This is a genomic window from Bradyrhizobium sp. USDA 4452 (genome assembly GCF_054063575.1).
In genome coordinates this window covers 1,587,266-1,612,224 of sequence record NZ_JBSSGK010000001.1, presented here as the reverse complement: position 1 = coordinate 1,612,224, position 24,959 = coordinate 1,587,266, and the positions used below count along the sequence as shown (strand labels likewise).

20 protein-coding genes are annotated in these 24,959 nt (G+C 65.2%); 13 read left to right on the top strand and 7 right to left on the bottom strand.

The window, feature by feature from the left end:
* Positions 1–64: 64 nt before the first annotated feature.
* Positions 65–841, bottom strand: coding sequence for an SDR family oxidoreductase (locus ACVISU_RS07765; RefSeq protein ID WP_456706521.1), 777 nt, complete (start codon positions 839–841; stop codon positions 65–67).
* Between the two features lie 168 nt (positions 842–1,009).
* Between ACVISU_RS07765 and ACVISU_RS07760 the strand changes: the two genes are divergently transcribed.
* Positions 1,010–2,086, top strand: coding sequence for a tartrate dehydrogenase (locus ACVISU_RS07760; protein ID WP_050406785.1), 1,077 nt, complete (start codon positions 1,010–1,012; stop codon positions 2,084–2,086).
* A 153-nt stretch (positions 2,087–2,239) separates the two neighbouring features.
* Here the strand turns inward: ACVISU_RS07760 and ACVISU_RS07755 are convergent, their stop codons facing one another.
* The 3 genes from ACVISU_RS07755 to ACVISU_RS07745 all read right to left on the bottom strand — a co-directional run bounded on the left by ACVISU_RS07755 (position 2,240) and on the right by ACVISU_RS07745 (position 5,474).
* Positions 2,240–3,151, bottom strand: coding sequence for an NAD(P)-dependent oxidoreductase (locus tag ACVISU_RS07755; RefSeq protein WP_456706520.1), 912 nt, complete (start codon positions 3,149–3,151; stop codon positions 2,240–2,242).
* Positions 3,152–3,182: 31 nt separating this feature from the next.
* Positions 3,183–4,433 (bottom strand): allantoate amidohydrolase, encoded by a 1,251-nt coding sequence (locus ACVISU_RS07750; RefSeq protein WP_456710779.1) that lies wholly within the window; start codon positions 4,431–4,433, stop codon positions 3,183–3,185.
* Between the two features lie 123 nt (positions 4,434–4,556).
* A complete protein-coding gene (locus tag ACVISU_RS07745) occupies positions 4,557–5,474 on the bottom strand; it encodes a LysR family transcriptional regulator (protein ID WP_456706519.1) in 918 nt (305 codons plus the stop codon).
* A gap of 120 nt (positions 5,475–5,594) precedes the next feature.
* On the opposite strand from ACVISU_RS07745, the gene ACVISU_RS07740 reads away from it, so the two are divergent.
* The 6 genes from ACVISU_RS07740 (at position 5,595) to ACVISU_RS07715 (ending at position 11,060) form a co-directional block, all read left to right on the top strand.
* Positions 5,595–6,413: a putative hydro-lyase gene (locus ACVISU_RS07740; RefSeq protein WP_456706518.1), complete on the top strand. Its 819-nt coding sequence runs from the start codon at positions 5,595–5,597 to the stop codon at positions 6,411–6,413.
* An 87-nt stretch (positions 6,414–6,500) separates the two neighbouring features.
* The gene (locus ACVISU_RS07735) at positions 6,501–7,748 is read left to right on the top strand and encodes an ABC transporter substrate-binding protein (protein ID WP_050406781.1); all 1,248 of its coding nucleotides are present in this window, start codon (positions 6,501–6,503) and stop codon (positions 7,746–7,748) included.
* Positions 7,749–7,779: 31 nt separating this feature from the next.
* Positions 7,780–8,658: a branched-chain amino acid ABC transporter permease gene (locus ACVISU_RS07730; protein WP_050406780.1), complete on the top strand. Its 879-nt coding sequence runs from the start codon at positions 7,780–7,782 to the stop codon at positions 8,656–8,658.
* Positions 8,658–9,644, top strand: coding sequence for a branched-chain amino acid ABC transporter permease (locus ACVISU_RS07725; protein ID WP_456706517.1), 987 nt, complete (start codon positions 8,658–8,660; stop codon positions 9,642–9,644). Before ACVISU_RS07730 ends, ACVISU_RS07725 begins: the two co-directional genes overlap by 1 nt.
* Positions 9,641–10,372, top strand: a complete 732-nt coding sequence (locus ACVISU_RS07720) for an ABC transporter ATP-binding protein (RefSeq protein ID WP_050406779.1) — start codon at positions 9,641–9,643, stop codon at positions 10,370–10,372. Before ACVISU_RS07725 ends, ACVISU_RS07720 begins: the two co-directional genes overlap by 4 nt.
* Complete coding sequence (locus tag ACVISU_RS07715; protein ID WP_063695218.1) at positions 10,356–11,060, top strand: ABC transporter ATP-binding protein; 705 nt, start codon at positions 10,356–10,358, stop codon at positions 11,058–11,060. The genes ACVISU_RS07720 and ACVISU_RS07715 overlap by 17 nt, the downstream gene beginning before the upstream one ends.
* Before the next feature lie 190 nt (positions 11,061–11,250).
* On the opposite strand, the gene otnC is transcribed toward ACVISU_RS07715, so the two are convergent.
* Positions 11,251–11,907, bottom strand: a complete 657-nt coding sequence (otnC, locus tag ACVISU_RS07710; protein WP_456706516.1) for a 3-oxo-tetronate 4-phosphate decarboxylase — start codon at positions 11,905–11,907, stop codon at positions 11,251–11,253.
* Between the two features lie 41 nt (positions 11,908–11,948).
* Here otnC and ltnD point away from each other — a divergent pair, with 41 nt between their 5' ends.
* The 6 genes from ltnD (at position 11,949) to ACVISU_RS07680 (ending at position 21,635) form a co-directional block, all read left to right on the top strand.
* Complete coding sequence (gene ltnD / locus ACVISU_RS07705; protein WP_456706515.1) at positions 11,949–12,932, top strand: L-threonate dehydrogenase; 984 nt, start codon at positions 11,949–11,951, stop codon at positions 12,930–12,932.
* A 12-nt stretch (positions 12,933–12,944) separates the two neighbouring features.
* Positions 12,945–13,727: a 2-oxo-tetronate isomerase gene (otnI, locus tag ACVISU_RS07700; protein WP_456706514.1), complete on the top strand. Its 783-nt coding sequence runs from the start codon at positions 12,945–12,947 to the stop codon at positions 13,725–13,727.
* Complete coding sequence (gene otnK, locus ACVISU_RS07695) at positions 13,724–15,010, top strand: 3-oxo-tetronate kinase (protein ID WP_456706513.1); 1,287 nt, start codon at positions 13,724–13,726, stop codon at positions 15,008–15,010. Before otnI ends, otnK begins: the two co-directional genes overlap by 4 nt.
* Before the next feature lie 178 nt (positions 15,011–15,188).
* Positions 15,189–16,880 (top strand): methyl-accepting chemotaxis protein, encoded by a 1,692-nt coding sequence (locus ACVISU_RS07690; RefSeq protein WP_456706512.1) that lies wholly within the window; start codon positions 15,189–15,191, stop codon positions 16,878–16,880.
* 386 nt (positions 16,881–17,266) lie between these two features.
* Positions 17,267–20,446 carry an efflux RND transporter permease subunit gene (locus tag ACVISU_RS07685; protein WP_456706511.1) on the top strand — a complete coding sequence of 1,060 codons (3,180 nt, stop codon included), beginning with the start codon at positions 17,267–17,269 and terminating at the stop codon, positions 20,444–20,446.
* On the top strand, positions 20,433–21,635 hold the full coding sequence (locus ACVISU_RS07680) for an efflux RND transporter periplasmic adaptor subunit (RefSeq protein ID WP_050406771.1): 1,203 nt from the start codon (positions 20,433–20,435) through the stop codon (positions 21,633–21,635). Before ACVISU_RS07685 ends, ACVISU_RS07680 begins: the two co-directional genes overlap by 14 nt.
* A gap of 253 nt (positions 21,636–21,888) precedes the next feature.
* Here ACVISU_RS07680 and ACVISU_RS07675 read toward each other — a convergent pair whose 3' ends face one another.
* Both ACVISU_RS07675 and ACVISU_RS07670 read right to left on the bottom strand, forming a co-directional pair.
* On the bottom strand, positions 21,889–23,400 hold the full coding sequence (locus ACVISU_RS07675) for an acetyl-CoA acetyltransferase (protein WP_456706510.1): 1,512 nt from the start codon (positions 23,398–23,400) through the stop codon (positions 21,889–21,891).
* Positions 23,401–23,549: 149 nt separating this feature from the next.
* Complete coding sequence (locus ACVISU_RS07670) at positions 23,550–24,683, bottom strand: nitronate monooxygenase (protein WP_050406769.1); 1,134 nt, start codon at positions 24,681–24,683, stop codon at positions 23,550–23,552.
* Between the last annotated feature and the right edge of the window lie 276 nt (positions 24,684–24,959).

Below are 24,959 nucleotides of genomic sequence, written 5' to 3'. Positions count from 1 at the left end.
TGCCGATGCATGGATTGCTTCTGCATGGATTGCTTCGCTTCGCTCGCAATGACGGAGAGCGCGCCTAACCCCACCCCGACGTCAGCCCGCCGTCCACCGTGTAGATCACGCCCGACGTATAGCCCGCGCGATCGGAGGCCAGGAACGCCATCAGGTCGCCGATCTCGCGCGCATGCGCGGGGCGGCCGAGCGGCAGGCCCTTCTGGAATTCCTTGTAGCGGCTCTCGTCACCGAACTGGTTCTTGGCGCGGGTCTTGAGCAGCGTGACGTGGCGGTCGGTGCCGACAGGGCCGGGGTTGATGCCGACGACGCGGATGTTGTCGGCGAGGCTCTTGCCGCCGAGCGCGCGGGTGAACGACATCAGCGCCGCATTGCCGGCGCTGCCGCAGATGTAATTGGCGTCGAACTTCTCGCCGGCCGCGCCGATGTCGTTGACGATCACGCCACCGCCGCGCGCCTTCATCTGGGCATAGATCGCGCGCGTCAGATTGACATAGCCGAACACCTTGAGCTCCCAGGCATGCCGCCAGGTCGCCTCGTCGATCTTGTCGATCGAGCCGCCCGGGATGTCGCCGGCGTTGTTGACGAGGATGTCGATATCGGCAGCCTCTCTTGCCAATCGCGCCAGATCTTCCGATTTGCGCAGGTCGACGACGCTGATCGCCGCATCGATCTGATGTGCCGAGCGCAGCCGCTCGGCCAGCGCCTTCAATTGCTCGCCGTTGCGAGCGGCGAGCAGCAGATTGACGCCTTCCTCGGCAAAGGCTTCGGCGGCGGCCGCGCCAATGCCCTTGGAGGCGCCGGTGATCAGGACACGTTTGCCGCGCAGATGCAGATCCATGGGATGTCTCGTTCGGTATGAGGAGCGAATGTCGGCGAAATTGGTGGGGCAGGGTCGCGCCGCGGTCAACACTGCACTGCAGCGTTGCGCTCGCGCGAAGTTTGGTCCATTGCAGGACCATCAGCATAGGCGGCATTGCCGGCCGAGCAAATCACAAGGGTGTTCTCGATGAGCAGCAAGAAGCAGTATCGGATTGCGGTCATTCCCGGTGACGGCATCGGCAAGGAGGTGATGCCGGAGGGCCTGCGCGTCATCGAGGCGGCGGCGAAGAAGCATGGCGTCGACGTCAAGTTCGATCATTTCGACTTCGCCTCCTACGACTATTACGAGAAGCACGGCGAGATGATGCCGGCCGACTGGAAGGACCAGATCGGCAAGCATGATGCGATCTATTTCGGCGCGGTCGGCTGGCCGGCCAAGATCCCGGATCACATCTCGCTGTGGGGCTCGCTGATCAAGTTCCGCCGCGAATTCGACCAGTACGTCAATTTGCGTCCGGTGCGGCTGATGCCCGGCGTGCCGTCGCCGCTGGCGAACCGCAAGCCCGGCGACATCGATTTCTGGGTGGTGCGCGAGAACACCGAGGGCGAATACTCCTCGGTCGGCGGCCGCATGTTCCCGGACACCGACCGCGAATTCGTCACCCAGCAGACGGTGATGACCCGCATTGGCGTCGACCGCATCCTGAAATTCGCGTTCGATCTGGCGCAGTCGCGGCCGAAGAAACATCTGACCTCGGCGACCAAGTCGAACGGCATCTCGATCACGATGCCCTATTGGGACGAGCGCGTGGAGGCGATGGCCAGGAAGTATCCGGGTGTGAAGTGGGACAAGTACCACATCGACATTCTCACCGCGAATTTCGTGCTGCATCCGGACTGGTTCGACGTCGTGGTCGGCTCCAACCTGTTCGGGGACATTCTCTCCGACCTCGGCCCGGCCTGCACCGGCACCATCGGTATCGCGCCGTCGGGCAACATCAATCCGGAAGGCAATTTTCCCTCGGTGTTCGAGCCGGTGCACGGCTCGGCGCCCGACATCGCCGGGCAAGGCATCGCCAATCCGATTGGCATGATCTGGTCCGGCGCGATGATGCTGGAGCATCTCGGCGAGAAGCAGGCCGCTAGCGCCATCGTCGGCGCGATCGAGCGCACGCTCGGCGAACGAACGCTGCGCACCCGCGACCTCGGCGGCAACGCCGATACCACGGCGTGCGGCAAGGCGGTGGCGGAGATGGTGGATTAGGCTGATGTCACCCTCTCCCCTTGTGGGAGAGGGTCGCTTCGCGCAGCGAAGCGGGGTGAGGGGTATCTTTCCGCGGATACAAACCCCTCATCCGTCGCGGACTGCGTCCGCGCCACCTTCTCCCACAAGGGGAGAAGGGAAAGAAGGCCGATCCTACCCCTTCACGATCCGCCGGCAATGCTCCCATGCCGCGTGGATCAGGTTCTCGCTCGCTTCCGGCGTGCGGAACGCCGAATGCGCCGACAGCGTCACGTTCGGGATCCTCGTCAGCGGATGATCCTTCGGCAGCGGTTCGATGTTGTAGACGTCGAGCCCGGCGTGGCGGATGTGGCCCGAGTTGAGCGCATCGATCATCGCCTGCTCGTCGACGATCGCGCCGCGCGCGGTGTTGATCAGCACCACGCCCTGCTTCATCTTCGCGATCTTGTCGCGCGTGATCAGGCCGCGGGTCTCGTCGTTCAAGAGCAGATGGATCGAGACCACGTCGCTGTTCGCCAGCACGGTGTCGAGTTCGGTGAATTCGACGCCCGGATGGCTCTTGGGCGACCGGTTCCAGGCGATCACCTTCATGCCGCTGCCGAGCGCGATGCGCGCGACCTCGGCGGCGATGCCGCCGAAGCCGACCAGGCCGAGCGTCTTGCCGGTCAGCTGCATGCCGTCCTCGCGCAGCCAGTTGCCGGCGCGCATCTCGCGGTCCATCTGCGCGATCACCCGCGCCGACGACCACATCAGCGCGATCGCGGACTCCGCGACCGCGGTGTCACCATAGCCCTTGATCAGATGCACGGAGATGCCGAGCTCAGCGAGCTCTTCCGGGTTCATGTAGCTGCGCGCGCCGGTGCCGAGGAACACGACGTGCTTGAGGCCGGCGCACTTCCTTGCCACGTCGGTCGGCAGCGCGGTGTGATCGACCACCGCGATCTCGGCGCCGTCGAGCACCGCCGGATAATCCTCCGGCTTGATGTCCGGATTGCGGTTGATCCGCATCCTGGGATCGCCGGGCTTTTCCAATCGCTCCGTGATGACAGCGAGCGATTCATTGGCGTCGACAAACACTGCGCGCACGAAAACCTCCATCAAAGGGAGACGTGGATGATCAGGATGCGACGCCGGCGAGCGCCAGCACCGTATGCATCAGGACGTTGGCGCCGGCGGCGCAATCGGCCTGCGTGGCGTCTTCCAGCTCGTTGTGGCTGATGCCGTCCTTGCAGGGCACGAACACCATTGCCGCCGGCATCACCGTGTTGAGGTTGCAGGCGTCGTGGCCGGCGCCGGAGGTGATGCGGCGGTGCGAATAGCCGAGCTGCGTTGCCGCGTTCTCCACGGCGTCGACCAGCTTCGGATCGAAATGCGTCGGCGCCTTGCGCCAGACCAGATCAAGCTGCACCTCGACCTTGCGTCTTGCTGCGATCTCGGCGACCGCGGCACGCAGGTCGCGGTCCAGCGCGTCCATGATCGCGGCATCGGCGCTGCGGCAATCCACCGTGAAGGCGATCTCGCCGGGGATGACGTTGCGTGAGGGCGAGGCGATCACCGCCTCGCCGATGGTGCCGACCGCCTTCGGGCCATGCTTTTTGGCGATGCTCTCCATCGCCAGCACGATCTCCGACAGCGTCGCCAGCGCGTCGCGGCGCAGCGGCATCGGGGTCGAGCCGGCATGGCTCTCGAAGCCGGTGATCTTGCCGTCGTACCACAGCACGCCCTGGCCGGAATCGACCACGCCGATGGTCTTGCCCTCGGCTTCCAGGATCGGGCCCTGCTCGATATGCAGCTCGACGAAGCTAGTGAACTTTTGCCGGCCGACCGGGGCATCGCCGCGATAGCCGATCGAGTCCAGCGCCTGCGCCACCGTGACGCCTTCGGCGTCCTTGCGCGACAGAATGTCGTCGGTGGTGAAATCGCCGACATAGGCGGCCGACGCCATCATCGCCGGTGCGAAGCGCGAGCCCTCTTCGTTGGTCCAGTTGCAGATGCAGATCGGCAGCTCGGTCTCGATCCCTGCATCGTTGAGCGTGCGCACCAGTTCGAGCCCGGCCAATGTGCCGAGGATGCCGTCATATTTGCCGCCGGTCGGCTGGGTGTCGAGATGCGAGCCGACGCCGATCGGCGGCTTGGACATGTCCCGTCCCTTTCTCAAGCCGAACATCGAGCCGAGCGCATCGACCTGCACGTCGAGGCCGGCGTCCTCGCACGCTTTGCGGAACCAGTCGCGGACCTGCTTGTCCTCGGCGCTGAGGGTCAGCCGCCGCACGCCGCCCTTTGGCGTTGCACCGAACTGCGCGGTTTCGTGGATGGTGCCCCAGAGGCGGGCGGAATCGATCTGCAGGTTGGTGGCGGCTCGGCTCATGCTGACATTCCATTTGTGGTCGGTCATTCCGGGATGGTCCGAAGGACCAGACCCGGGATATCGAGATTCCGGGTTCGATGCTGGCACATCGCCCCGGAATGACAGTTCATATCCGGCACTCGTTCAATGGCGCGCCGCTTCCATCGCGTCAACCGCTACGCTCGCTTGCGCGATCTGCCTGGCGAGATGGGCGACACGCTCGATGGCGACCGCATCGGGGGAGGCGAGCCAGTTCGCGGTGAAGGTGAGCGGCGGCAGCTTGAGGTCGGTATCGAGCAGTTGCAGGCGGCCGTCGGCAAGCTCGTTCTCGACGATCGCCGACGGAATCACCGCAATGCCAAGGCCTTCGTTGGCCATGTGGATCACGGTCGCGAGCGAGGTCGAGGCGTGCAGCCGGATCGGCGGCAGATCGGGGGCATTGAACAGCGCGCGCACGGTCTCGTAAGGCTGGGTCTTGCGCGGAAATGTGATGATCGGAAACCGCGCCAGGTCCCGCCGCGCCACCGGGCCGGGGCCGAGACCGAGCGACGGGCTCGCCAGGAAGCCGATCGGGTAATCGCACAGCACATGATTGTGCGCGCCGGACGCCGAGACCGGCCCGAGCACGAAGGCGAGCTCGATCTCCTGCGCCAGCAGCCGCGGGGTCAGGTTCGGCGTGATGTCGACCTCGATCTCCAGCGACAGGTTCGGGTAGATCTCGTTGACGCTCTTGACCAGCCGCGGCAGCCAGGTGTGCACGATGGTCTCCGCGACACCGAGCCGCAGCGCGCCGCGCATCGCCGAACGGTCGCCGACCTCCGCCATCATCTCCGAGCGCAGCCCGATCAGCTTCTCGGCGTAGGTCATCATCAGCCTTCCGCTCGGCGTCGGCGAGGCCACCCGGTGATCCCGGTTCAGCAGCTTGACGCCCATCTCGCGCTCGAGCTGGGCGATGCGCTGCGAGATTGCCGGCTGGGTGGTGTTGAGCCGCTGGGCGGTGCCGCGGAAGCTGCCGAGCTTGACGACCCAGAGGAAGGTTTCGATCGAGCGGAAGTCCGTCATTGGAAGCGTATCCCCGATCGATAAATTATATTTATCGATTTTGATTAGAAAGGACGATTAGACATTATATCACGCTTGGTGTTGGTTTGTCCTTGTCGAGATTATGGGCAGGAGAATCCCATGACTGTTTTTGCGGCAGTGCAGCGATCTCAGGGGGAACCGGTGCTGGCGAGCGTCGAAGCGCGGCGCGCCTGCCGCAACGGCATGGCCTCGGCCACAACGGCCGGTCTCGCCAACGGTTTCGTCCAGGGCAACCTGGCGATCCTGCCGGAGAAGCTGGCCGGCGCCTTCCACCGCTTCTGCCAGCTCAATCCGAAACCGTGCCCGATCATCGGCATGTCTGACGTCGGCGATCCCCGCATCCCGGCGCTCGGCCTCGACCTCGACATCCGCACCGATGTGCCGCGCTATCGGGTCTGGCGCGACGGCGAGGTGGCCGACGAGCCGACCGACATCACCAAATACTGGCCCGCCGATCTCGTCACCTTCGTACTCGGCTGCTCCTATTCGTTCGAGGAAGCGCTGCTGGAGGACGGGCTGCCGATCCGTCACATCGAACGCAACCTGCGTGTGCCGATGTATCGGACCAACATCGCCTGCCAGCCGTCGGGGCCGTTCGCGGGACCGATGGTGGTGTCGATGCGCCCGTTCAAGCCGGCGGATGCGATCCGCGCGGTGCAGATCACCTCGCGCTTCCCGTCGGTGCACGGCGCCCCGGTTCATCTCGGTCACCCGCATGCGATCGGCATCAAGGATATCGCCAGGCCCGACTATGGCGATGCAGTGCCGGTGGCCGATGACGAGATCCCGGTGTTCTGGGCCTGTGGCGTCACGCCGCAATCGGTGATCGCAAGTGCGAAGCTGCCGTTCGCGATCACGCATTCGCCGGGCCTGATGCTGGTGACCGATCTCAGGAACAAGCAGTTGGCTGTGCTCTGAATAGGCAATTCGTGCAATTCATTGAGGCTTTACTGCGCGCTACAAGCGTCACATCGATAATAACAAGCTGACCTAAGGGGAATTGCGATGACGATCTCTCGCCGTAACGTATTGCTGGGTGCTACCGCCGCCGCTGCGCTCGGTCCGATGGCCGCGCGCGCGCAAACGAGCGAAGTTGCAATCGGCGTGATCTATCCGTTGTCCGGCTCCAGCGCCGCGATCGGCGTCGACGCGCAGCATGCCTTCAACACCGCCGCCGACATCATCAACAAGAACCATGATTTCGCGCTGCCGCTCGCCAAGGGCGAGGGCCTGTCCGGCCTCGGCGGCGCCAAGGTCAAGCTCGTGTTCGCCGACCATCAAGCCGATCCGCAGAAGGGCCGCGCCGAGACCGAGCGGCTGATCACCCAGGAGAAGGTCTGCGCCGTCGTCGGTACCTATCAGAGCGCGGTTGCCGTCACCGTCAGCCAGACCTGCGAGCGCTACGGCGTGCCGTTCATCTCGGCCGACAATTCCTCGCCGAGCCTGCATCGCCGCGGCCTGAAATACTATTTCCGCGCCTCGCCGCACGACGAGATGTTCTCGGCTGCGATGTTCGACTTCTTCGATGCGCTGAAGAAGAAGGGCCAGAAGATCGAAACGCTGGCGCTGTTCCACGAGGACACCATCTTCGGCACCGATTCGGCGAACGCCCAGACCAAGCTCGCCGCCGAGCGCGGCTACAAGATCGTGGCCGACATCAAGTACCGTGCCAACTCGCCGTCGCTGACCGCCGAGGTGCAGCAGCTCAAGGCGGCCAATGCCGACGTGCTGATGCCGTCGAGCTACACCACCGACGCGATCCTGCTGGTCAAGACCATGGCCGAGCTCGGCTACAAGCCGAAGAACATCATGGCGCAGGACGCCGGCTTCTCGGAGAAGGCCACCTATGACGCGGTCGGCGACAAGCTCGAGGGCGTGATCTCGCGCGGCAGCTTCTCGCTCGACCTCGCGCAGAAGCGTCCGATGGTCGGCCTGATCAACGAGATGTACCGCGCCAAGTCCGGCAAGGACTTCAACGACTACACCTCGCGCCAGTTCATGGGTCTCATCATCATGGCTGATGCCGTCAATCGCGCCAAGTCGACCGACGGCGACAAGATCCGCGAGGCGCTGGTCGCCACCGACATGCCGGGCGACGTGACCATCATGCCGTGGCGTCGCGTCAAGTTCGACGAGATGGGGCAGAACAATTTCGCCGATCCGGTGCTGCTGCAATACACCGCGAAGAACTTCGTGACGATCTTCCCGGAACAGGCCGCTGTCTCCGAGGCGATCTGGCCGATGAACAGCTGATCGGTCGGACGCTAGAGGGGGGCAGACGACGGTGACAGCCGAGACCATTATCCAGAGTTTGGCGAGCGGGCTCCTGATGGGGCTGCTCTACGGACTGATCGCCGCAGGCCTCGCATTGATCTTCGGATTGATGGACGTCGTGAACTTCGCGCACGGCGAGTTCCTGATGATCGCGATGTACGCGACCTTCTTCCTGTTCGCGTTCTTCGCGATCGATCCCTTGCTCGCGGCGCCGTTGGTCGCCGCGGCATTGTTCGTGTTCGGCGCAGTGGTCTACCTGCTGGTGGTCCGCTTCGCGATGCGCGCCAAGGCCAATGCCGGCATGGTGCAGATCTTCTCGACCTTCGGCCTTGCGATCGTGATGCGCGGCCTCGCCCAGTTCTTCTTCACGCCCGACTATCGCAGCGTCACCAATTCCTGGGTCGGCGGCAAGACGATCTCGATCGCCGGGATCTATCTGCCGGAGCCGCAGCTGATCGGCGCGATGCTGTCGATCGCGGCCTTCGTCGCGCTCTACTTCTTCATCAATCGCACCGATTTCGGCCGTGCGCTGGAGGCGACGCGCGAGGATGCCGGCGCGGTGGCCCTCGTCGGCATCGACAAGAACCGGGTGTTCGCGCTCGGCTGGGGGCTCGGCGCAGCGCTGGTCGGTCTCGCCGGCGCCATCATGGCGATCTTCTTCTACATCTATCCCGACGTCGGCGCGTCGTTTGCACTGATCGCCTACGTCACCGTGGCGCTCGGCGGCTTCGGCAGCGTGTTCGGCGCCTTTGCCGGCGGCATCATCGTCGGCCTCGTGGAGGCGACCACCGCGATGATCCTGCCGCCGTCGCTGAAATCGGTCGGCATCTACGCCGTTTATTTGCTCGTCGTCTTCGTCCGCCCGCGCGGCCTGTTCGGATCGTTGTGATGGACACCCACTTCGCCCAACGCCGCAGGCGTGACCTGATCGTGGCGGCCTGCCTTGCGGCGGTCGCAGCCCTGGTGCCGCTGTTCGTCAAGGACGTCTACGTCCAGAACATCATGGTCCTGACCCTGATGTATGCCGCGCTGTCGCAGAGCTGGAACATCTTGTCTGGCTATTGCGGACAGATATCGCTCGGCCATGCGCTGTATTTCGGGCTCGGGGCCTACACCACCGCGCTCTTGTTCACCAAGTTCGGCGTGCTGCCGTGGTTCGGCATGCTGGCGGGCGGGGCGATCTCCGCCGTGATCGCGATGGCGCTCGGCTATCCCTGCTTCCGCCTGCGCGGGCATTATTTCGTGATCGCGACCATCGTGATCGCCGAGATCGCGCTGCTCCTGATCCAGAATTGGGATTGGGCGGGCGCGGCGCTCGGCATCGATATCCCGGTGCGCGGCGACAGCTGGCTGAAATTCCAGTTCGCTCGCTCGAAGCTGCCTTACTTCTATTTTGCGCTGGCGCTGGCCTGCATCGCCTGGCTCGTCACCTGGTGGCTGGAAGATTCCAAATGGGGCTACTGGTGGCGCGCGGTGAAGGACAATCCCGACGCTGCCGAGAGCCTCGGCGTGGTCGTGTTCAATTCCAAGATGGGCGCGGCGGCGGTCTCCGCGTTCCTCGTTGCCGTCGGCGGCAGCTTCTACGCCCAGTTCGTCTCCTATATCGATCCCGAGAGCGTGATGGGCTTCCAGTTTTCGCTGTTGATGGCGCTGCCCGCGGTGCTCGGCGGTATCGGCACGCTGTGGGGGCCGGTGCTCGGCGCGGTGATCCTGATCCCGCTCACCGAACTGACGCGATCCTTCGTCGGCGGCTCCGGCCGCGGCGTCGACCTGATCGTCTATGGCGCGCTGATCGTTGCGATCTCGCTGGCTCTGCCGAAGGGGCTGGTCAGCGTGTTCGGCATGCTCTCCGGGCGCAAGGAGGCCGCACGATGACGGCACTGCTGGAGACTCGCGGCGTCTGGCAGCGCTTCGGCGGCCTCGTCGCCAACAGCGACGTCTCGATCTCGGTCGGGCGCGGCGAGATCGTCGGCCTGATCGGCCCGAACGGTGCCGGCAAGTCGACGTTGTTCAACCTGATCGCGGGCGTGCTGCCGCCCACCCAGGGCTCGATCCTCTTCGACGGCGAGGACGTGACAAAGCTGCCGGCGGCCGAGCGCTGCCAGCGCGGCGTCGGGCGCACCTTCCAGGTGGTCAAGAGCTTCGAGACCATGACCGTGATCGACAACGTCATCGTCGGGGCGCTGATCCGCAACACCAAGATGCGGATCGCGCGGCAGAAGGCCTATGAGGTGCTGGAGTTCTGCGGACTTGCGGCGCGCGCCGACAAGCTAGCCGCCGATCTCGTCCCGTCGGAGAAGCGCCGGCTCGAGGTTGCCCGTGCGCTGGCGACCGAACCGAAGCTGCTGCTGCTCGACGAGGTGCTGACCGGGCTGACGCCGGTCGAGGCGCAGACTGGCGTCGAGCTGGTGCGCAAGGTGCGCGCCACCGGCGTCACCGTGCTGATGGTCGAGCACGTGATGGAAATCGTGATGCCGCTGGTCGATCGCGCCATCGTCCTCAACCTCGGCAAGGTGCTGGTCGAAGGCAAGCCGACCGAGGTCGTCCGCAATCCGGAAGTCATTTCCGCCTATCTCGGGGATCGTCATGCTGTCGGTGCGTGAAGTCACCACCGCCTATCAGGGCCTGGTTGCGATCTCCTCGGTGTCGATCGACGTCACCAAGGGTGAGATCGTCTGCGTCGCCGGCGCCAACGGCGCGGGCAAGTCGACGCTGCTGAAATCGATCGCCGGCGCCGAGCGTCCGCGCGCCGGCACCGTCACCTTCGATGGCAAGCGCATCGACGGCCAGCCGCAGCACGTCATCACCGCCGGCGGCATTGCCTTCGTGCCGGAGAACCGCCGGCTGTTTCCGCGGCTGTCGGTAAGCGACAATCTGCGGCTCGGCAGCTATCTCTATCGCAGCCAATCCGACCGCGATGCGCCGCTCGATCTGGTGTTCAATCTGTTCCCGCGGCTCGGCGAACGGCTCGAGCAGCGTGCGGAGACCTTGTCCGGCGGCGAGCAGCAGATGCTCGCGATCGGCCGCGCGCTGATGACGCGGCCTCGGCTTCTGATGCTCGACGAGCCGTCGCAGGGCATCATGCCGAAGCTGGTCGATGAGATCTTCCAGGCCGTGAAGCGCATCCGCGACGCCGGCATGACGGTCCTGATCGTCGAGCAGCGCATGGCCGAGTGCCTGGAGATTGCGGACCGCGCCTACATCCTGCAAACCGGCCGCGTGCTGATGCAGGGCACCGCGGCCGAGATCACCGGCAATCCCGACGTCCGCAAGGCGTATCTCGGGCTCTGATCGTTGACGATGCCGCCGTAAACACGGGCGTCATCCCCGCGCAAAGGCAAAGCCTTTGCCGCTTGAGGTGCAAGCGGAGCGAGCCTCGAAGGATGGGGTTACAGCAGCGCTCGCGGCTCATCCTTAGGCGCGCGAGGGCGCGCACCTCAGGACGACGTCGATGTGCGCGTCAGCGCGACCCGAGGAAGCGCTAGTGCCCATGCTCCGGCAGCGTCAGCCCAAACACTTTCGTCAGATCCGCCACCTGTTCGGGCGAAAGATACCGCGGGTTCAGCCCGCGCAGCAGCAGATAGAGCTTGGCGGTTTCCTCCAGCTCCTCGGTCGCGAATACCGCCGCTTCCAGCGTGTCGCCGGAGACGACCGGGCCGTGATTGGCGAGCAGCACCGATGAATATTTGCCGGCCAGCCCCCGGATCGCGTCGGCGACGGCGGGGTCGCCGGGGCGATAATAGGGCACCAGCGCGGTCTCGCCGCATTTCATGACGTAATAGGCGGTCATGGCCGGCAGCGCGGCGCGCGGGTCGATCTCGGGCAGCATCGAGAGCGCGACCGAATGGGTCGAGTGCAGATGCACCACCGCACCGGCGCTGGCGCGCGTCTGGTAGAGCGCGGTATGCAGCGGCACCTCCTTGGTCGGGGCATCGCCGGAGACGAGGCGGCCATTGCCGTCGAGCCGCGACATTTTCGCGGGATCCAGGAAGCCGAGCGAAGCGTTGGTCGGCGTCACCAGCCAACCGCCGTCCTCGAGCCGGACGCTGATATTGCCCGAGGAGCCCGGCGTCAGCCCGCGTTCGAACAGCGAGCGGCCGAAGCGGCAGATGTCTTCACGAAGCTTTGTCTCGCTCATCCGGTGCCGCTCCTTGAGCCATCCATTTTCCGCGTTGTCTCATGCTTTGGCAGCACGGCCAAGCCGTGATAGGCAAGCGTCAAAGCAGCCAAGAACGTTCGAGGGATCGCCGCATGTCCAGTTCCGCAACACCGCACGTCGCCGTCATCGGGCTGGGCTCGATGGGATACGGCATGGCGACCTCGCTCAAGCGCGCCGGTTTCGTCGTGACCGGCTGCGATGTCTCGGCCGATGCCGTCGCCCGCTTCGTGGCCGACGGCGGCAGGGGCGCGAAAACGCCGGCCGAGGCGGCCAACGACGCCGACATCGTCGTCAGCGTCGTCGTCAATGCGGCGCAGACCGAGGCGATCCTGTTCGGCAAGGACGGCGTCGCCGAGACCCTGGCCAGGGACGCGGTCTTTATCTCCTCGGCGACGATGGATCCCGATATCGCGCGGCGGCTGGCCAAGCAGCTGGAGGCGACCGCGCGGCACTATCTCGATGCGCCGATCTCCGGCGGCGCGCAGCGCGCGGCGCAGGGCGAATTGACGATTCTGGCCTCCGGCAGTGCGGCGGCGTTTGCGAAGGCGAGGCCGGCGCTGGATGCGATGGCCGCAAAGCTCTACGAGCTCGGCGATGCGGCAGGGCAGGGCGCCGCGTTCAAGATGATCAATCAATTGCTGGCCGGCGTGCACATCGCGGCTGCTTCGGAGGCGATCGCCTTTGCCGCCAAGCAAGGCCTCGACATCCGAAAGGTCTATGAGGTGATCACGGCCTCCGCCGGCAATTCCTGGATGTTCGAGAACCGGATGCCGCATGTGCTCGACGGCGACTATGCGCCGCGCAGCGCGGTGGAGATTTTCGTGAAAGACCTCGGCATCATCCAGGACATGGCGCGCAATGCACGCTTTCCGGTGCCGGTGTCGGCCGCGGCGTTGCAGATGTTCCTGATGACGTCGGCGGCCGGCATGGGCCGCGACGACGATGCGTCGGTGGCGCGGATGTATGCGCAGGTCACCGGCACCAAGCTTCCCGGCGCGAAATAGGAGGATCGAAAAATGCCCCGCTTTGCCGCCAACCTCACCATGATGTTCAACGAGGTCCCGTTCCTCGACCGCTTCGACGCGGCGGCGAAAGCGGGCTTCACCGCGGTCGAGTTCCTGTTTCCGTACGACCATCCGGCCGAGGAGGTCGGCAAACGGCTGAAGGCCGCCGGGCTGACGCAGGCGCTGTTCAACCTGCCGCCGGGCGACTGGAACGCCGGCGAGAAGGGATTTGCGGCGCTGCCGGATCGCTTCGCCGATCTGCAAGCGAGCCTGAAGACCGCGCTGCCTTATGCGCAGGCGACCGGCGTCAAGCGCCTGCATCTGATGGCAGGTATTGCCGACCGCAGTGATCGACGCGCAGTGGAGGCCTTCTACAAATCCGTCGCGACCGCCGCGGAGTTCTTCGCGCCGCACGACCTCGACGTCGTGATCGAGCCGATCAATCCGCGCAATGTGCCCGGCTACTTCCTCAATGATTTCAACTTCGCGTACGACCTGATCAACGAGCTGAAGATTCCAAATCTCAAGCTGCAGTTCGACATCTATCACTGCCAGATCATCCATGGCGACGTCACGATGCGGCTGCGTGAGATGATGCCGATCATCGGCCACATCCAGATCGCCTCGATCCCCTCGCGCAACGAGCCGGACGGCGAGGAGCTGAACTATCCGTTCCTGTTCGGCGAGCTGGACCGGCTCGGTTATAACGGCTTCGTCGGCTGCGAATATAATCCGCGCGGCAAGACCACCGATGGTCTCGCCTGGTTCAAGCCCTATGCCGGAGTGAAGCCGTGACGCAAGCCGGAAAGCTGTCGCTCGGCTGCATCGCCGACGACTATACGGGCGCCTCCGACCTCGCCAACACGCTGACCCGCGCCGGCCTGCGCACGGTGCAGACCATCGGCGTGCCTGCGGACGATCTCGCGCTGCCGGAGGTCGACGCCGTCGTGGTGTCGCTGAAGAGCCGTTCGATCGAGGCCGGCCTCGCGGTGGCGCGTTCGCGCGCGGCGGAAGCCTGGCTGCGCGACCGGGGCGCCGGGCATATCCTGTTCAAGATCTGCTCGACCTTCGATTCCACCGATGCCGGCAATATCGGTCCGGTGATGGACGCGCTGCGCGCCGATTCGAAAGACGCCATCGTGCTGGTGACGCCGGCGTTCCCGGAAACCGGCCGCACCGTCTATCAGGGCAATCTGTTCGTCGGCTCGGTGCCGCTGAACGAGAGCCCGCTGAAGGACCATCCGCTCAACCCGATGCATGATTCCAATCTGGTCCGCGTGCTGGCGCGCCAGAGCAAGAACAAGGTCGGCCTGGTCGATCTGGCGACGCTGAGCCGTGGTGCGGATGCGGTTCGGGCGAAGCTCGCCGAGCTCGTGCGCGCTGGCGTCGGCGCTGCTGTTGTCGATGCGGTATTCGACCGCGATCTTGAGACCATCGGGCAGGTAGCGCTCGATCACGGTCTGTCGGTCGGCGCCTCCGGCATCGGGCTTGGATTGGCGCGGACGCTGGCCGCTGGCAAGGCCAAATCGGCTGCCGTGAATGCTTTGACCAGCGCCGCGATCGGCGGGCCGGCCGCCTGCCTCGCCGGCAGTTGCTCGCAGGCGACGCTGCGCCAGATCGCCAGCGCCGAGAAGGTGATGCCGGTGCTGCACCTCGATCCCGAGCAGCTCATCGCCGGCAGGGACGAGGCGCAGCGCGCGCTCGCCTGGGCGAAGGAGCGCCTCGGGGCGGGTCCAATCCTGATCGCCAGCAGTTCGACGCCGGACGAGGTGGCTGCTCTGCAATCCCGTCATGGCCGTGATGCAGCCGGACATGCGATCGAGCAGGCGATGGCAGACCTCGCGGAGGGGCTGGTGCAGTCGGGCGTGCGCAGGCTGGTGGTCGCCGGTGGTGAAACTTCAGGCGCCGTGGTCGATCGCCTGGGTATCCCGGGATTCCTGGTCGGGGCGGAAATCGCTGCGGGCGTGCCGGTTCTGCGGGCGGTCGGCGCTGGAGAAGGCCAGATGGTGCTTGCCCTGAAATCAGGCAATTTCGGCGGGCCGGAATTCTTCTCGGATGCGCTCGCATTGATGCCTTGATGCGCCTGTCGCGCGTCATGTCGGGCTGATGACTGATATCTCCGTAGTTCAACGGTGAGCCAAATTAACCCTACTTAAGGAGGGGGGCTGGCTTTGATATCTGCGGCGCACCGCCGCGCCACCAGCCTTCCTTCCGCACGAACGGGCCTCGCGAGCCCGGCACCCAAGAGACCCCACGATGTTCGCCAAATTCTCGATCCGCGCCAAGATCATTGCCGCGGTTGCGTTCCTGCTTGTCGCGCTGACGGGCATGGGCCTGCTTGCAGTCTGGAATATGCGGGCGATCAACGCCAGCACCGTCGACATCACGACCAACTGGTTGCCGAGCGTGCGCGTGCTCGGCGAGCTGCGCGCCGGCGTCATCACCTACCGCAACGTGATCCGCGAACACATGCTCTCGGAAACGCTGGAAGAGAAGCTGGCCGCCGAAAAGACGCTCGCCGGCGTCGTCGAGATGAACACAAAGGCGCGCGCCAGGTACGAGCCGATGATCACCTCACCCGAAGAGCGGGCGCTCTACCGGCAGTGGTCCGACACCTGGGACAAGTACCGCAAGGGCACCGAGGAAGTGATGAGCCTGTCGCGCAAGGAAGTCGGCAAACTTCCGCATGAGGCGCACGAGCTCAACACCAAGGTTGTGAACAAGATCGGTCTCGAGGCCGATGAGATCCTGAACAAGGACATCGAGCTCAACAACATCGGAGCCGAAAAGGCCGCGCAGGATGCCGCCAGCAATTACGGCTCGGCACTGATGATGGTCGCCATCTTGCTCGGCGTTGCCATCCTGATCAGTGTCGGCGTCAGCTTCTACACCGTCCGCGACATCTCGTCGGGCATCGCCTCGATCGTGAGCCCGATGCAGGCGCTGGGCCGCGGCGACCTGACCGCCGAGGTGCCGCACCAGGGCGAAAAGACCGAGATCGGCGCCATGGCCGACACGCTGCAGGTGTTCAAGGAGGCGCTGATCGCCAAGAGGGCGGCGGATGAGGCCGCAGCGGCCGACGCCGAGGCCAAGATCGAGCGCGGTCGCCGCGTCGATACCATCACCCGCAATTTCGAGCAGATGATCGGTGAGATCGTGCAGACCGTGTCGTCGGCCTCGACCCAGCTCGAAGCCTCGGCCGCTACGCTGTCGTCGACCGCAAGGCGTTCGCAGGAATTGACCACCTCGGTTGCCGCGGCGTCCGAGGAGGCCTCGACCAACGTCCAGTCGGTCGCGTCGGCGACCGAAGAGCTGTCGTCGTCGGTGACCGAGATCAGCCGTCAAGTGCAGGAGTCGGCGCGGATGGCGGGCGACGCCGTCGGCCAGGCGCGAACCACCAACGATCGCGTCAGCGAATTGTCGAAGGCTGCCGCGCGCATCGGCGACGTCGTCGAACTGATCAACACGATTGCCGGCCAGACCAACCTGCTGGCGCTGAACGCCACCATCGAGGCGGCGCGCGCCGGCGAGGCGGGCCGCGGCTTCGCGGTCGTGGCGTCCGAGGTCAAGGCGCTGGCTGAGCAGACCGCGAAGGCGACCGGCGAGATCGGTCAGCAGATCGCCGGCATCCAGACCGCAACTCAGGAGTCGGTCGGCGCCATCAAGGAGATCTCGTCGACCATCGAGCGGCTGTCGGAGATCTCGTCCACCATCGCCGCCGCGGTCGAAGAGCAGGGCGCGGCGACGCAGGAGATTTCCCGCAACGTGCAGCAGGCGGCGCAGGGCACCCAGCAGGTCTCGGCCAACATCACCGACGTGCAACACGGCGCCAACGAAACCGGCTCGGCTTCGACCCAGGTGCTATCGGCGGCACAGTCGCTCTCGGGTGACAGCAACCGCCTCAAGCTCGAAGTCGGCAGGTTCCTTGAGGCCGTCCGCGCGGCCTGATCCGGCGTCGCCGGTCGGGCCATACAGACATCGTTGTCGGGGCAACCGATCCAGGCGTGGTGAGCCGACCGGCTCACCACGTTTTGCATTTTTGCAGGGCAGCGATGCGTTAGCCTCCTGACAGCCGAAACGGCGTGCTCGGCCAGCGCCTGTTCGCAGCAGGACTGTCTCTTTTCTGACGATGATCCCAGCGCGATCGGCGGCACGGTGCGCGGCGTACCCGATCGGAGCGCACGACTTCACGCACTATGCCAAGGAAGTGAAGGCCGTCGCGGCTCCACAGGTTGGCGTTTTGCCCGGCATCGGGTAAATCGGCCGCTGCGGAACGGCTTTTGCAGTGCCGATTCCTCTGCCTGGGCGGGCTTCATTTCGGGAATGCTGGTTTTATGATCGCACTGGTTCGTATCGCGCTGAGCCGGCCATATACTTTCGTCGTGCTCGCGATCCTGCTTTTGATCATCGGACCGCTGGCAGCACTGCGCACGCCGACCGACATCTTTCCCGAGATCCGCATTCCCGTGATCGGCGTGGCCTGGCAGTACACCGGCTTGCCGCCGGACCAGATGTCCGGACGCATTACCACGCCCTTCGAGCGTACGTTGACCACGACGGTCAACGACATCGAGCACATCGTTGCGAACTCCTATAACGGCATCGGCATCGTCAAGATCTTCTTCCAGCCCAATGTCGACATCCGCACCGCCAACGCGCAGGTCACCGCGATCGCCCAGACCCTGCTCAAGCAGCTGCCGCCGGGCGCGACCCCGCCGCTGATCCTCAACTATAGCGCCTCGACGGTTCCGATCATTCAGGTCGCGCTGTCGGGTGACGGCCTCACGGAGCAGAACCTCGCCGACATCGGCATCAACCAATTGCGCACGCCGCTGGTCACGGTGCCCGGAGCCGCGATCCCCTATCCCTATGGCGGCAAGCAGCGCCAGATCCAGATCGACCTCAATTCGACCGCCCTGCAGGCGCGCGGCCTGTCGGGCCAGGATGTCGCCAATGCGCTCGCTGCGCAGAACCTGATCACGCCGGTCGGCACCCAGAAGATCGGCAGTTTCGAATATACCATCAACCTGAACAACTCGCCGCTCCGCATCGAGGAGCTCGGCGACCTGCCGATCAAGACCGTCAACGGTGCCATGGTCTATGTGCGCGACGTCGCCACCGTCCGCGACGGCAACCCGCCGCAGACCAACATCGTTCACGTCGACGGCAATCGTTCGGTGCTGATGATGGTGCTGAAGGCCGGCGCGGTTTCGACGCTCGATATCATTGCCGGCATCAAGCAGAAGGTGATCGACGTCAAGGACCAGCTGCCCGACGCGCTGAAGATCGGCTTCGTCGGCGACCAGTCGGTGTTCGTCCGCGGCGCGATCACCGGCGTCGCCTTCGAAGGCGTGATCGCCGCGCTGCTGACCAGCGTCATGATCCTGCTGTTCCTCGGCAGCTGGCGCTCCACCGTCATCATCGCGGTCTCGATCCCGCTGTCGGTGCTCGGTGCCATCATCATGCTGTCGGCGATCGGCGAGACGCTCAACATCATGACGCTCGGCGGCCTCGCGCTCGCGGTCGGCATCCTGGTCGACGACGCCACGGTGACGATCGAGAACATCAATTACCATCTGGAGCAGGGCAAGCCGGTCGAGCAATCGATCCTCGACGGCGCCAACCAGATCGTGACGCCGGCCTTCGTCTCGCTGCTCTGCATCTGCATCGTGTTCGTGCCGATGTTCTTCCTGACCGGCGTCGCGCGCTTCCTGTTCGTGCCGATGGCCGAAGCCGTGATGTTTGCGATGATCTGGTCGTTCATCCTGTCGCGCACCCTGGTGCCGACCATGGCGAACTACCTGCTGCAGGCGCATGTGCATCACGACGGGCCGCCGCCGAAGTCGCGCAATCCCTTCGTCTGGTTCCAGCGTGGCTTCGAGGCGCGGTTCGAGCGCATTCGCGCCGGCTACCGCGGGCTGCTTGATATGGCGCTCGGCCATCGCAAGGTGTTCGTCGGCGGCTTCCTCGCGATCGTCGCGGCGTCGTTCCTGCTGGTGCCCTTCCTGGGGCGCAACTTCTTCCCGGCGGTCGACGCCGGCAACATCCTGATGCATGTGCGCACCCAGGTCGGCACCCGCGTCGAGGAGACCGCCAACCAGATGGCGGATGTCCAGAAGGCGATCCGCAAGCTGATCCCGGGCGAGATCGAGACCATGACCGACAACATCGGCATGCCGATCTCCAGCATCAACCTGACCTACAACAACACCGGCGTGATCGGCCCGCAGGATGCCGACATCCAGATCAAGCTGAAGGAAGGTCACAGGCCGACCGAGCAGCATGTGCGCACGCTGCGTGAGCAGTTGCCGCGGCTGTTCCCGGGCACCAGTTTCTCCTTCCTGCCGGCCGACATCGTCAGCCAGATCCTGAACTTCGGCGCGCCGGCGCCGATCGACCTGCAGATCCGCGGCGCCAATCTCGAGGCCAACTACGCCTATGCCAACAAGCTGCTGGCGAAGATCAAGCGGATTCCCGGCATCGCCGACGCGCGGATCCAGCAGTCGCCGAACAACCCGACCTTCAACATCGATGTCGACCGCACCCGCGCGCAATATGTCGGTCTGACCGAGCGCGACGTCACCAACGCGCTGGTCGTCAACCTCGCCGGCTCCTCGCAGGTCGCGCCGACCTATTATCTCAATCCCGATAACGGCGTGTCCTATTCGATCGTGATGCAGACGCCGCAGTACCAGATCGACTCGCTGAGCGCGCTGCAGACGCTGCCGATCACCGCGTCCGGCAACACCCAGGCGCCGATCCTCGGCGGCATCGCCGACATCAAGCGCGCGACCTCGAGCGCGGTCGTCTCGCAATACGACATCCAGTCGCTGGTGCAGATCTACGCCACGACGCAGGGCCGCGATCTCGGCGGCGTCGCCACCGACGTGCGTCAGCTGATCGCGGACACCGCCAAGGAGGTGCCGAAGGGCTCGTCCGTGGTGCTGCTCGGTCAGGTGCAGACCATGAACTCGGCCTTCACAGGCCTGCTGTTCGGGCTGCTCGGCGCGGTCGTCTTGATCTACTTCCTGATCGTGGTGAACTTCCAGTCGTGGTCGGATCCGTTCGTGATCATCACGGCGTTGCCCGCCGCACTCGCCGGCATCGTCTGGATGCTTTTCACGACCGAGACCACGCTGTCGGTTCCGGCGCTCACCGGCGCCATCATGTGCATGGGCGTTGCGACCGCCAACAGCGTGCTGGTGATCAGTTTCGCCCGCGAGCGCTACGAGGAGCTCGGCGATCCCGTCGCGGCGGCGCTGGAGGCCGGATTCGTCCGGTTCCGCCCGGTGCTGATGACCGCGCTCGCCATGATCATCGGCATGGCGCCGATGGCGCTGGGACTCGGCGAGGGCGGCGAGCAGAACGCTCCGCTGGGCCGCGCCGTGATCGGCGGCCTGATCTTTGCAACCTTCGCGACGCTGATGTTTGTTCCCGTGGTATTCAGTATGGTACACAAGAAGCAAGGCGCCAAAGCCGCCGCCTCATCGGAGATTCCGCATGCAGCCCACTGAACAGCGCCCACCGGTGTCTCACCGGAGATTGGGCATTTTCGGCGTGGTTGCACTGGTCGGTGCCGGGCTGATCGTCGGCACCGGCATCCGTGCCCGTGAGGAGCAGGACAACCGGCTGAAGCAATGGACCGATGACCAAGCCATTCCGACGGTCGCGGTGGCGCTACCCAACGCCAAGGCGTTGAGCCCCACGATCGATCTCCCGGGCCGGCTCGAGGCCTATTCCCGCGCGCCGATCTATGCCCGGGTGTCCGGCTATCTGAAGAACTGGGACGCCGACATCGGCGCCCGCGTCAAGGCCGGCCAGGTGATCGCCGAGATCGAGGCGCCTGACCTCGACCAGCAACTGCTGCAGGCGCGCGCCGATCTCGCCAGCGCTCAGGCCTCAGCCAAGCTGTCCGAGGCCACGCTGAACCGGCGCAAGACGCTCGTCGCCTCGAACTTCGTCTCCGCCCAGGAGATCGACGAGCGCACCGCCGACCTCTCCAACAAGAACGGTGCGGTCAAGGCCGGCCAGGCCAATGTCGAGCGGCTGGAAGCGCTTGCCGGATACAAGAAGATCACGGCGCCGTTCGATGGCGTGGTGACCTCGCGCGACACCGACGTCGGCGCGCTGATCAACGCCGGCGGCGGCTCGGGCCCCGCGATGTTCACGATTTCCGACATCACCAAGCTGCGCGTCTATGTCAACGTGCCGCAGAACTACGTGCCGGCGATCAAGATCGGCGCCAAGGCCACGCTGGCATTGCCGGATTACCCGAACCGCAGCTTCCAGGCGACGGTGGAGGCCTCCTCGCAGGCCGTCGATGTTGCCTCCGGCACCACGCGGATGCAGCTCGGGCTCGACAATTCGTCCGGCGAGCTGATGCCGGGCAGCTATGCGAGCGTGAAGCTCAATTTGCAGCGCGAGTCCTCGCCGCTCAGCATTCCCGCCAGCGCGCTGATCTTCAACAGCAACGGCCTGCGGGTCGCGACCGTCAGCCCTGATGACAAAGTGCTGTTCAAGACCGTGAAGATCGGCCGAGACCTCGGCAAGGAGATCGAGGTCGCCTCGGGTCTCGCGCCCGACGACCGCATCATCACCGCCCCGCCGGACGGGCTCGCCGACGGCGACCACGTCCGCGTCACCGGCGCCGGCGCCAAGGGCAAGCCGACGACGGCGTCCGAGAAGCAGGACGTGAAGGGGTAGGGCGCAAGGCGCCCTCTTACCTCGCCCCGCTTGCGGGGAGAGGTCGGATCGCATCGTCAGATGCGATCCGGGTGAGGTGGTACAGGTCTAACCATGTTCAGAACTCGCCGAAGCAGCCCCTCTCCGCGCAAGAGCGGGGCGAGGGAGAACTGCTAAAGCGCGATGAGATTCGGTTGAATCACCTTCGCGCTTTAGCTCCTTGTTTGAGCATGATCTTTTCGGAAAACCGCTTCGCACTTTTCCGGATCATGCTTTAACCCACCCGCCATTCCAGCACGCCGTCACTCGCAGTGACGATGTCGCCAGTGCTGCCGACCGGCGTGCGGTCGAGGTCCTGCAGATATCCCAATGTCGCCGTGTCGCTCGCGGGGATGCGGCCGAGCGTGCGGCGGCCGTCCTCGGTGCGCAGCACGGTGACGCCGTGCTCGACCTCGCCATTGGCGCGATAGATCACGGTGAAAGCCTCGACCTTGCCTTTTCCCGCTGCATCGGCGGTAAAGTCGGGCACCTTGCGGCGGTTGCGATCGGCCTCCGCCTGCACGCTCGTGTCCTGCTCGAGTGCCGCGGTCGGCGCCGCGCGTGACAGCACGAGGCCATGGTGTTTGGTGACGAAGCCGCCCTGGCCGTAGAGCAGGCCGAGCGTGCCGCCGCCGCGCAGCTTGCGCACCATCGCGCAGGCCGAATGCGTCATGTAGGTGTTGAGCGGCGCGCCGAAGAACGTCAGACCGCCGGTCACGGTCGGCTGCACGTCGGCGCCGAGGCCGAGCGTCCGGCGCGCCATCTTCGGCACGCAGGGGAAGCAGCTATAGAGCTCGATCGCGTCGAACTTCCTGCCGTCGCCGCCGACGAGGTCCATCACCGCCTTCAGCACCGCATTCTGCGCGTGGCTCTCGACGAACTGGTCGCGGATCAGATAGTCGCGCGGCTCTTCCGCCGAAGCGCCGCCGAGCGGATAGATCAGCTTGTCCTCGGGCACGCCGGCGGCGCGGGCTTTCGCAAGGCTGGTCAGGATCAGCGCGCCGCCCATGTTCACCGTCGGGTTCGCCACCATCAGCTTAGTGTAGGGCCAGGCGATCATCCGGTTGTCCGGGGTCGCGGTGGTGATCTCGTCGCCGGTGAAGCGCTTCTTCAGCCAGGAGTTCGGATTGTCGGCGGCAACGCGTGCATAGGTCGACCACAACTCGCCCGACTCTTTCAGCGCCTCGCGCGGCGTCTGGCCCCAGTGCGCAGAGGTTGCGGACTCATAGAGCGGGTAGACCGTGATCGGCCGGAACACGCCGAGCGCAACCGCAAGCGGCTTCTGGAACGCGGCGCCGCGCTTCGGCTCCTCCACGTCATGGGCGAACGGCGTCCACGGCAACTCGACGCCGGCGCGCTGAGCCTTGGTCGCGGTCGATTGCGCCTCCGCGCCGCACACCGCGGCAACACTGCATTCGCCGCGCGCGATGCGCTGCGCCGCCTCGTGCAAATAGCGGATCGGGCTCTCGCCGCCGACCGGGCCGTAATAGAGATGCGCGGGCGCGATGCCGAGCCGCTGCGCGAGCTGCTTCTCCGGATCGCGGTAGCGCCAGCTCAGGAAGTTGACGACGTCGAGCGACTGCACATCGGAGAGCAATTTTGCGCCGCTGTCGGCCTCGGCGCGCTTCAGCGCCTCTTCCAGCAAGGTGAGCGGCTCGAGGCCGGCGGCGATGTCCTTCGGACGATCGACGACCTCGCCGACACCGATGATGACGGGAATGCGGTCTTCGGGGATGCTGTTCGACATTCTTGTTATTTCACTCTGCGGTATTGGACTCGATGGTTGTTCTAGGCGTCATTGCGAGCGAAGCGAAGCAATCCACATCTCCACACGGGCATAGGCGGATTGCTTCGTCGCTTTGCTCCTCGCAAGGACGGGGAGGTCCACGTATTCGATCACTCCGCCACCAGCGCGTTCATGTGCTCGACGGCCTCGACGAAATCTTCCTTGAATTCCTGCACCACGGCGCCTGCCGATTTGACGCTGTCGACCAGGCCGACACCCTGGCCGACGAAATAGCTGACCAGGTCGCGCGCCTTCTCGTTGCCGGCCTCAGCGGCGCGGTCGATGGCGTTGAAGGCATCGCGGCTGATGATGCTTTGCAGCGGCATCGGCAGCGCGCCGGGGCTGTCCGGCGAGCGGTCCCAGGCGTCGGTCCAGACCGAGCGGAGCTGCCGCGCCGGCTTGCCGGTGCGGCCCTTCGAGCGGATCGCGTCGCGCGAGGAGGCCGCGATCATCTTCTCGCGGAATATCTCCGAGGTCTCCGACTCCACGGTCGCAAGCCACACCGAGCCGGTCCAGGCGCCGGCCGCGCCCATCGCCATGCAGGCTGCCATCTGGCTGCCGGTCATGATGCCGCCGGCGGCGAGCACCGGTACGTCGCGGATCTTTTTGACCGCCTTGATCACCTCGGGCACCAGCACCATGGTCGAGACTTCGCCGCAATGGCCGCCGGCCTCGGTGCCTTGCGCGACGAGGATGTCGACACCGGCCGCGACCTGGCGCAACGCGTGTTCCTTGGAGCCGACCAGCGCCGCCACCGGCACGCCGTGCTTGCGACCCATCTCGATCATCGCCTTCGGCGGCACGCCGAGCGCGTTGGCGATCAGCCGGATCGGATGGCGGAAGGAGACCTCGAGCAATTGCAGCGCGGTCTCGGCATCGAACGGCTGCGGCTGGTTGTCGGCGACGCTCTGCGTCGTGAGCTCGATGTTGTATTTCTTCAGGAGATTGCGGGTGAAATCGCGATGCTCCTGGGAGACGCGCTTCTCCAGGCTCTTCCAGGTGACGTTCTTTTCACCCGCGGTCGAGATGTTCTCGGGGATCAGCACGTCGATGCCGTAGGGCTTGCCGTCGACGTGATCGTCGATCCATTTCAGTTCCTGCTCCAGCGTCTCCGGCAGATACCGGGTCGCGCCGAATACGCCGAAGCCGCCGGCGCGGCTGACCGCCGCCACCACGTCGCGGCAATGGCTGAAAGCGAGCAGGGGGAATTCAATTCCCAACATGTCGCAGATCGGTGATTTCATGGACTGGTTTTCTCCCGGCGGCTGCTTCTTGTGCTTGTTGGCATCAGCCCCTGCAACGCTAGCGCATCGCGGTCAGCGAAGCCAAGCGGGTTTCGGCAACGGCGATCTTGCGTGCAGGCGCTGCCTGGCTGCATCGCTCTCAGTGCATTCCGCAAGGTAGAAAATGCGATCCGGCGGGGTGGGCAAAGCCGAGCGTGCGCACCATCTAGTGCGGACATGGGGATGGGCCCGGCGGCCGCCGCGCCACCTTGGAAGAACATGAACCGGGAGCCAACG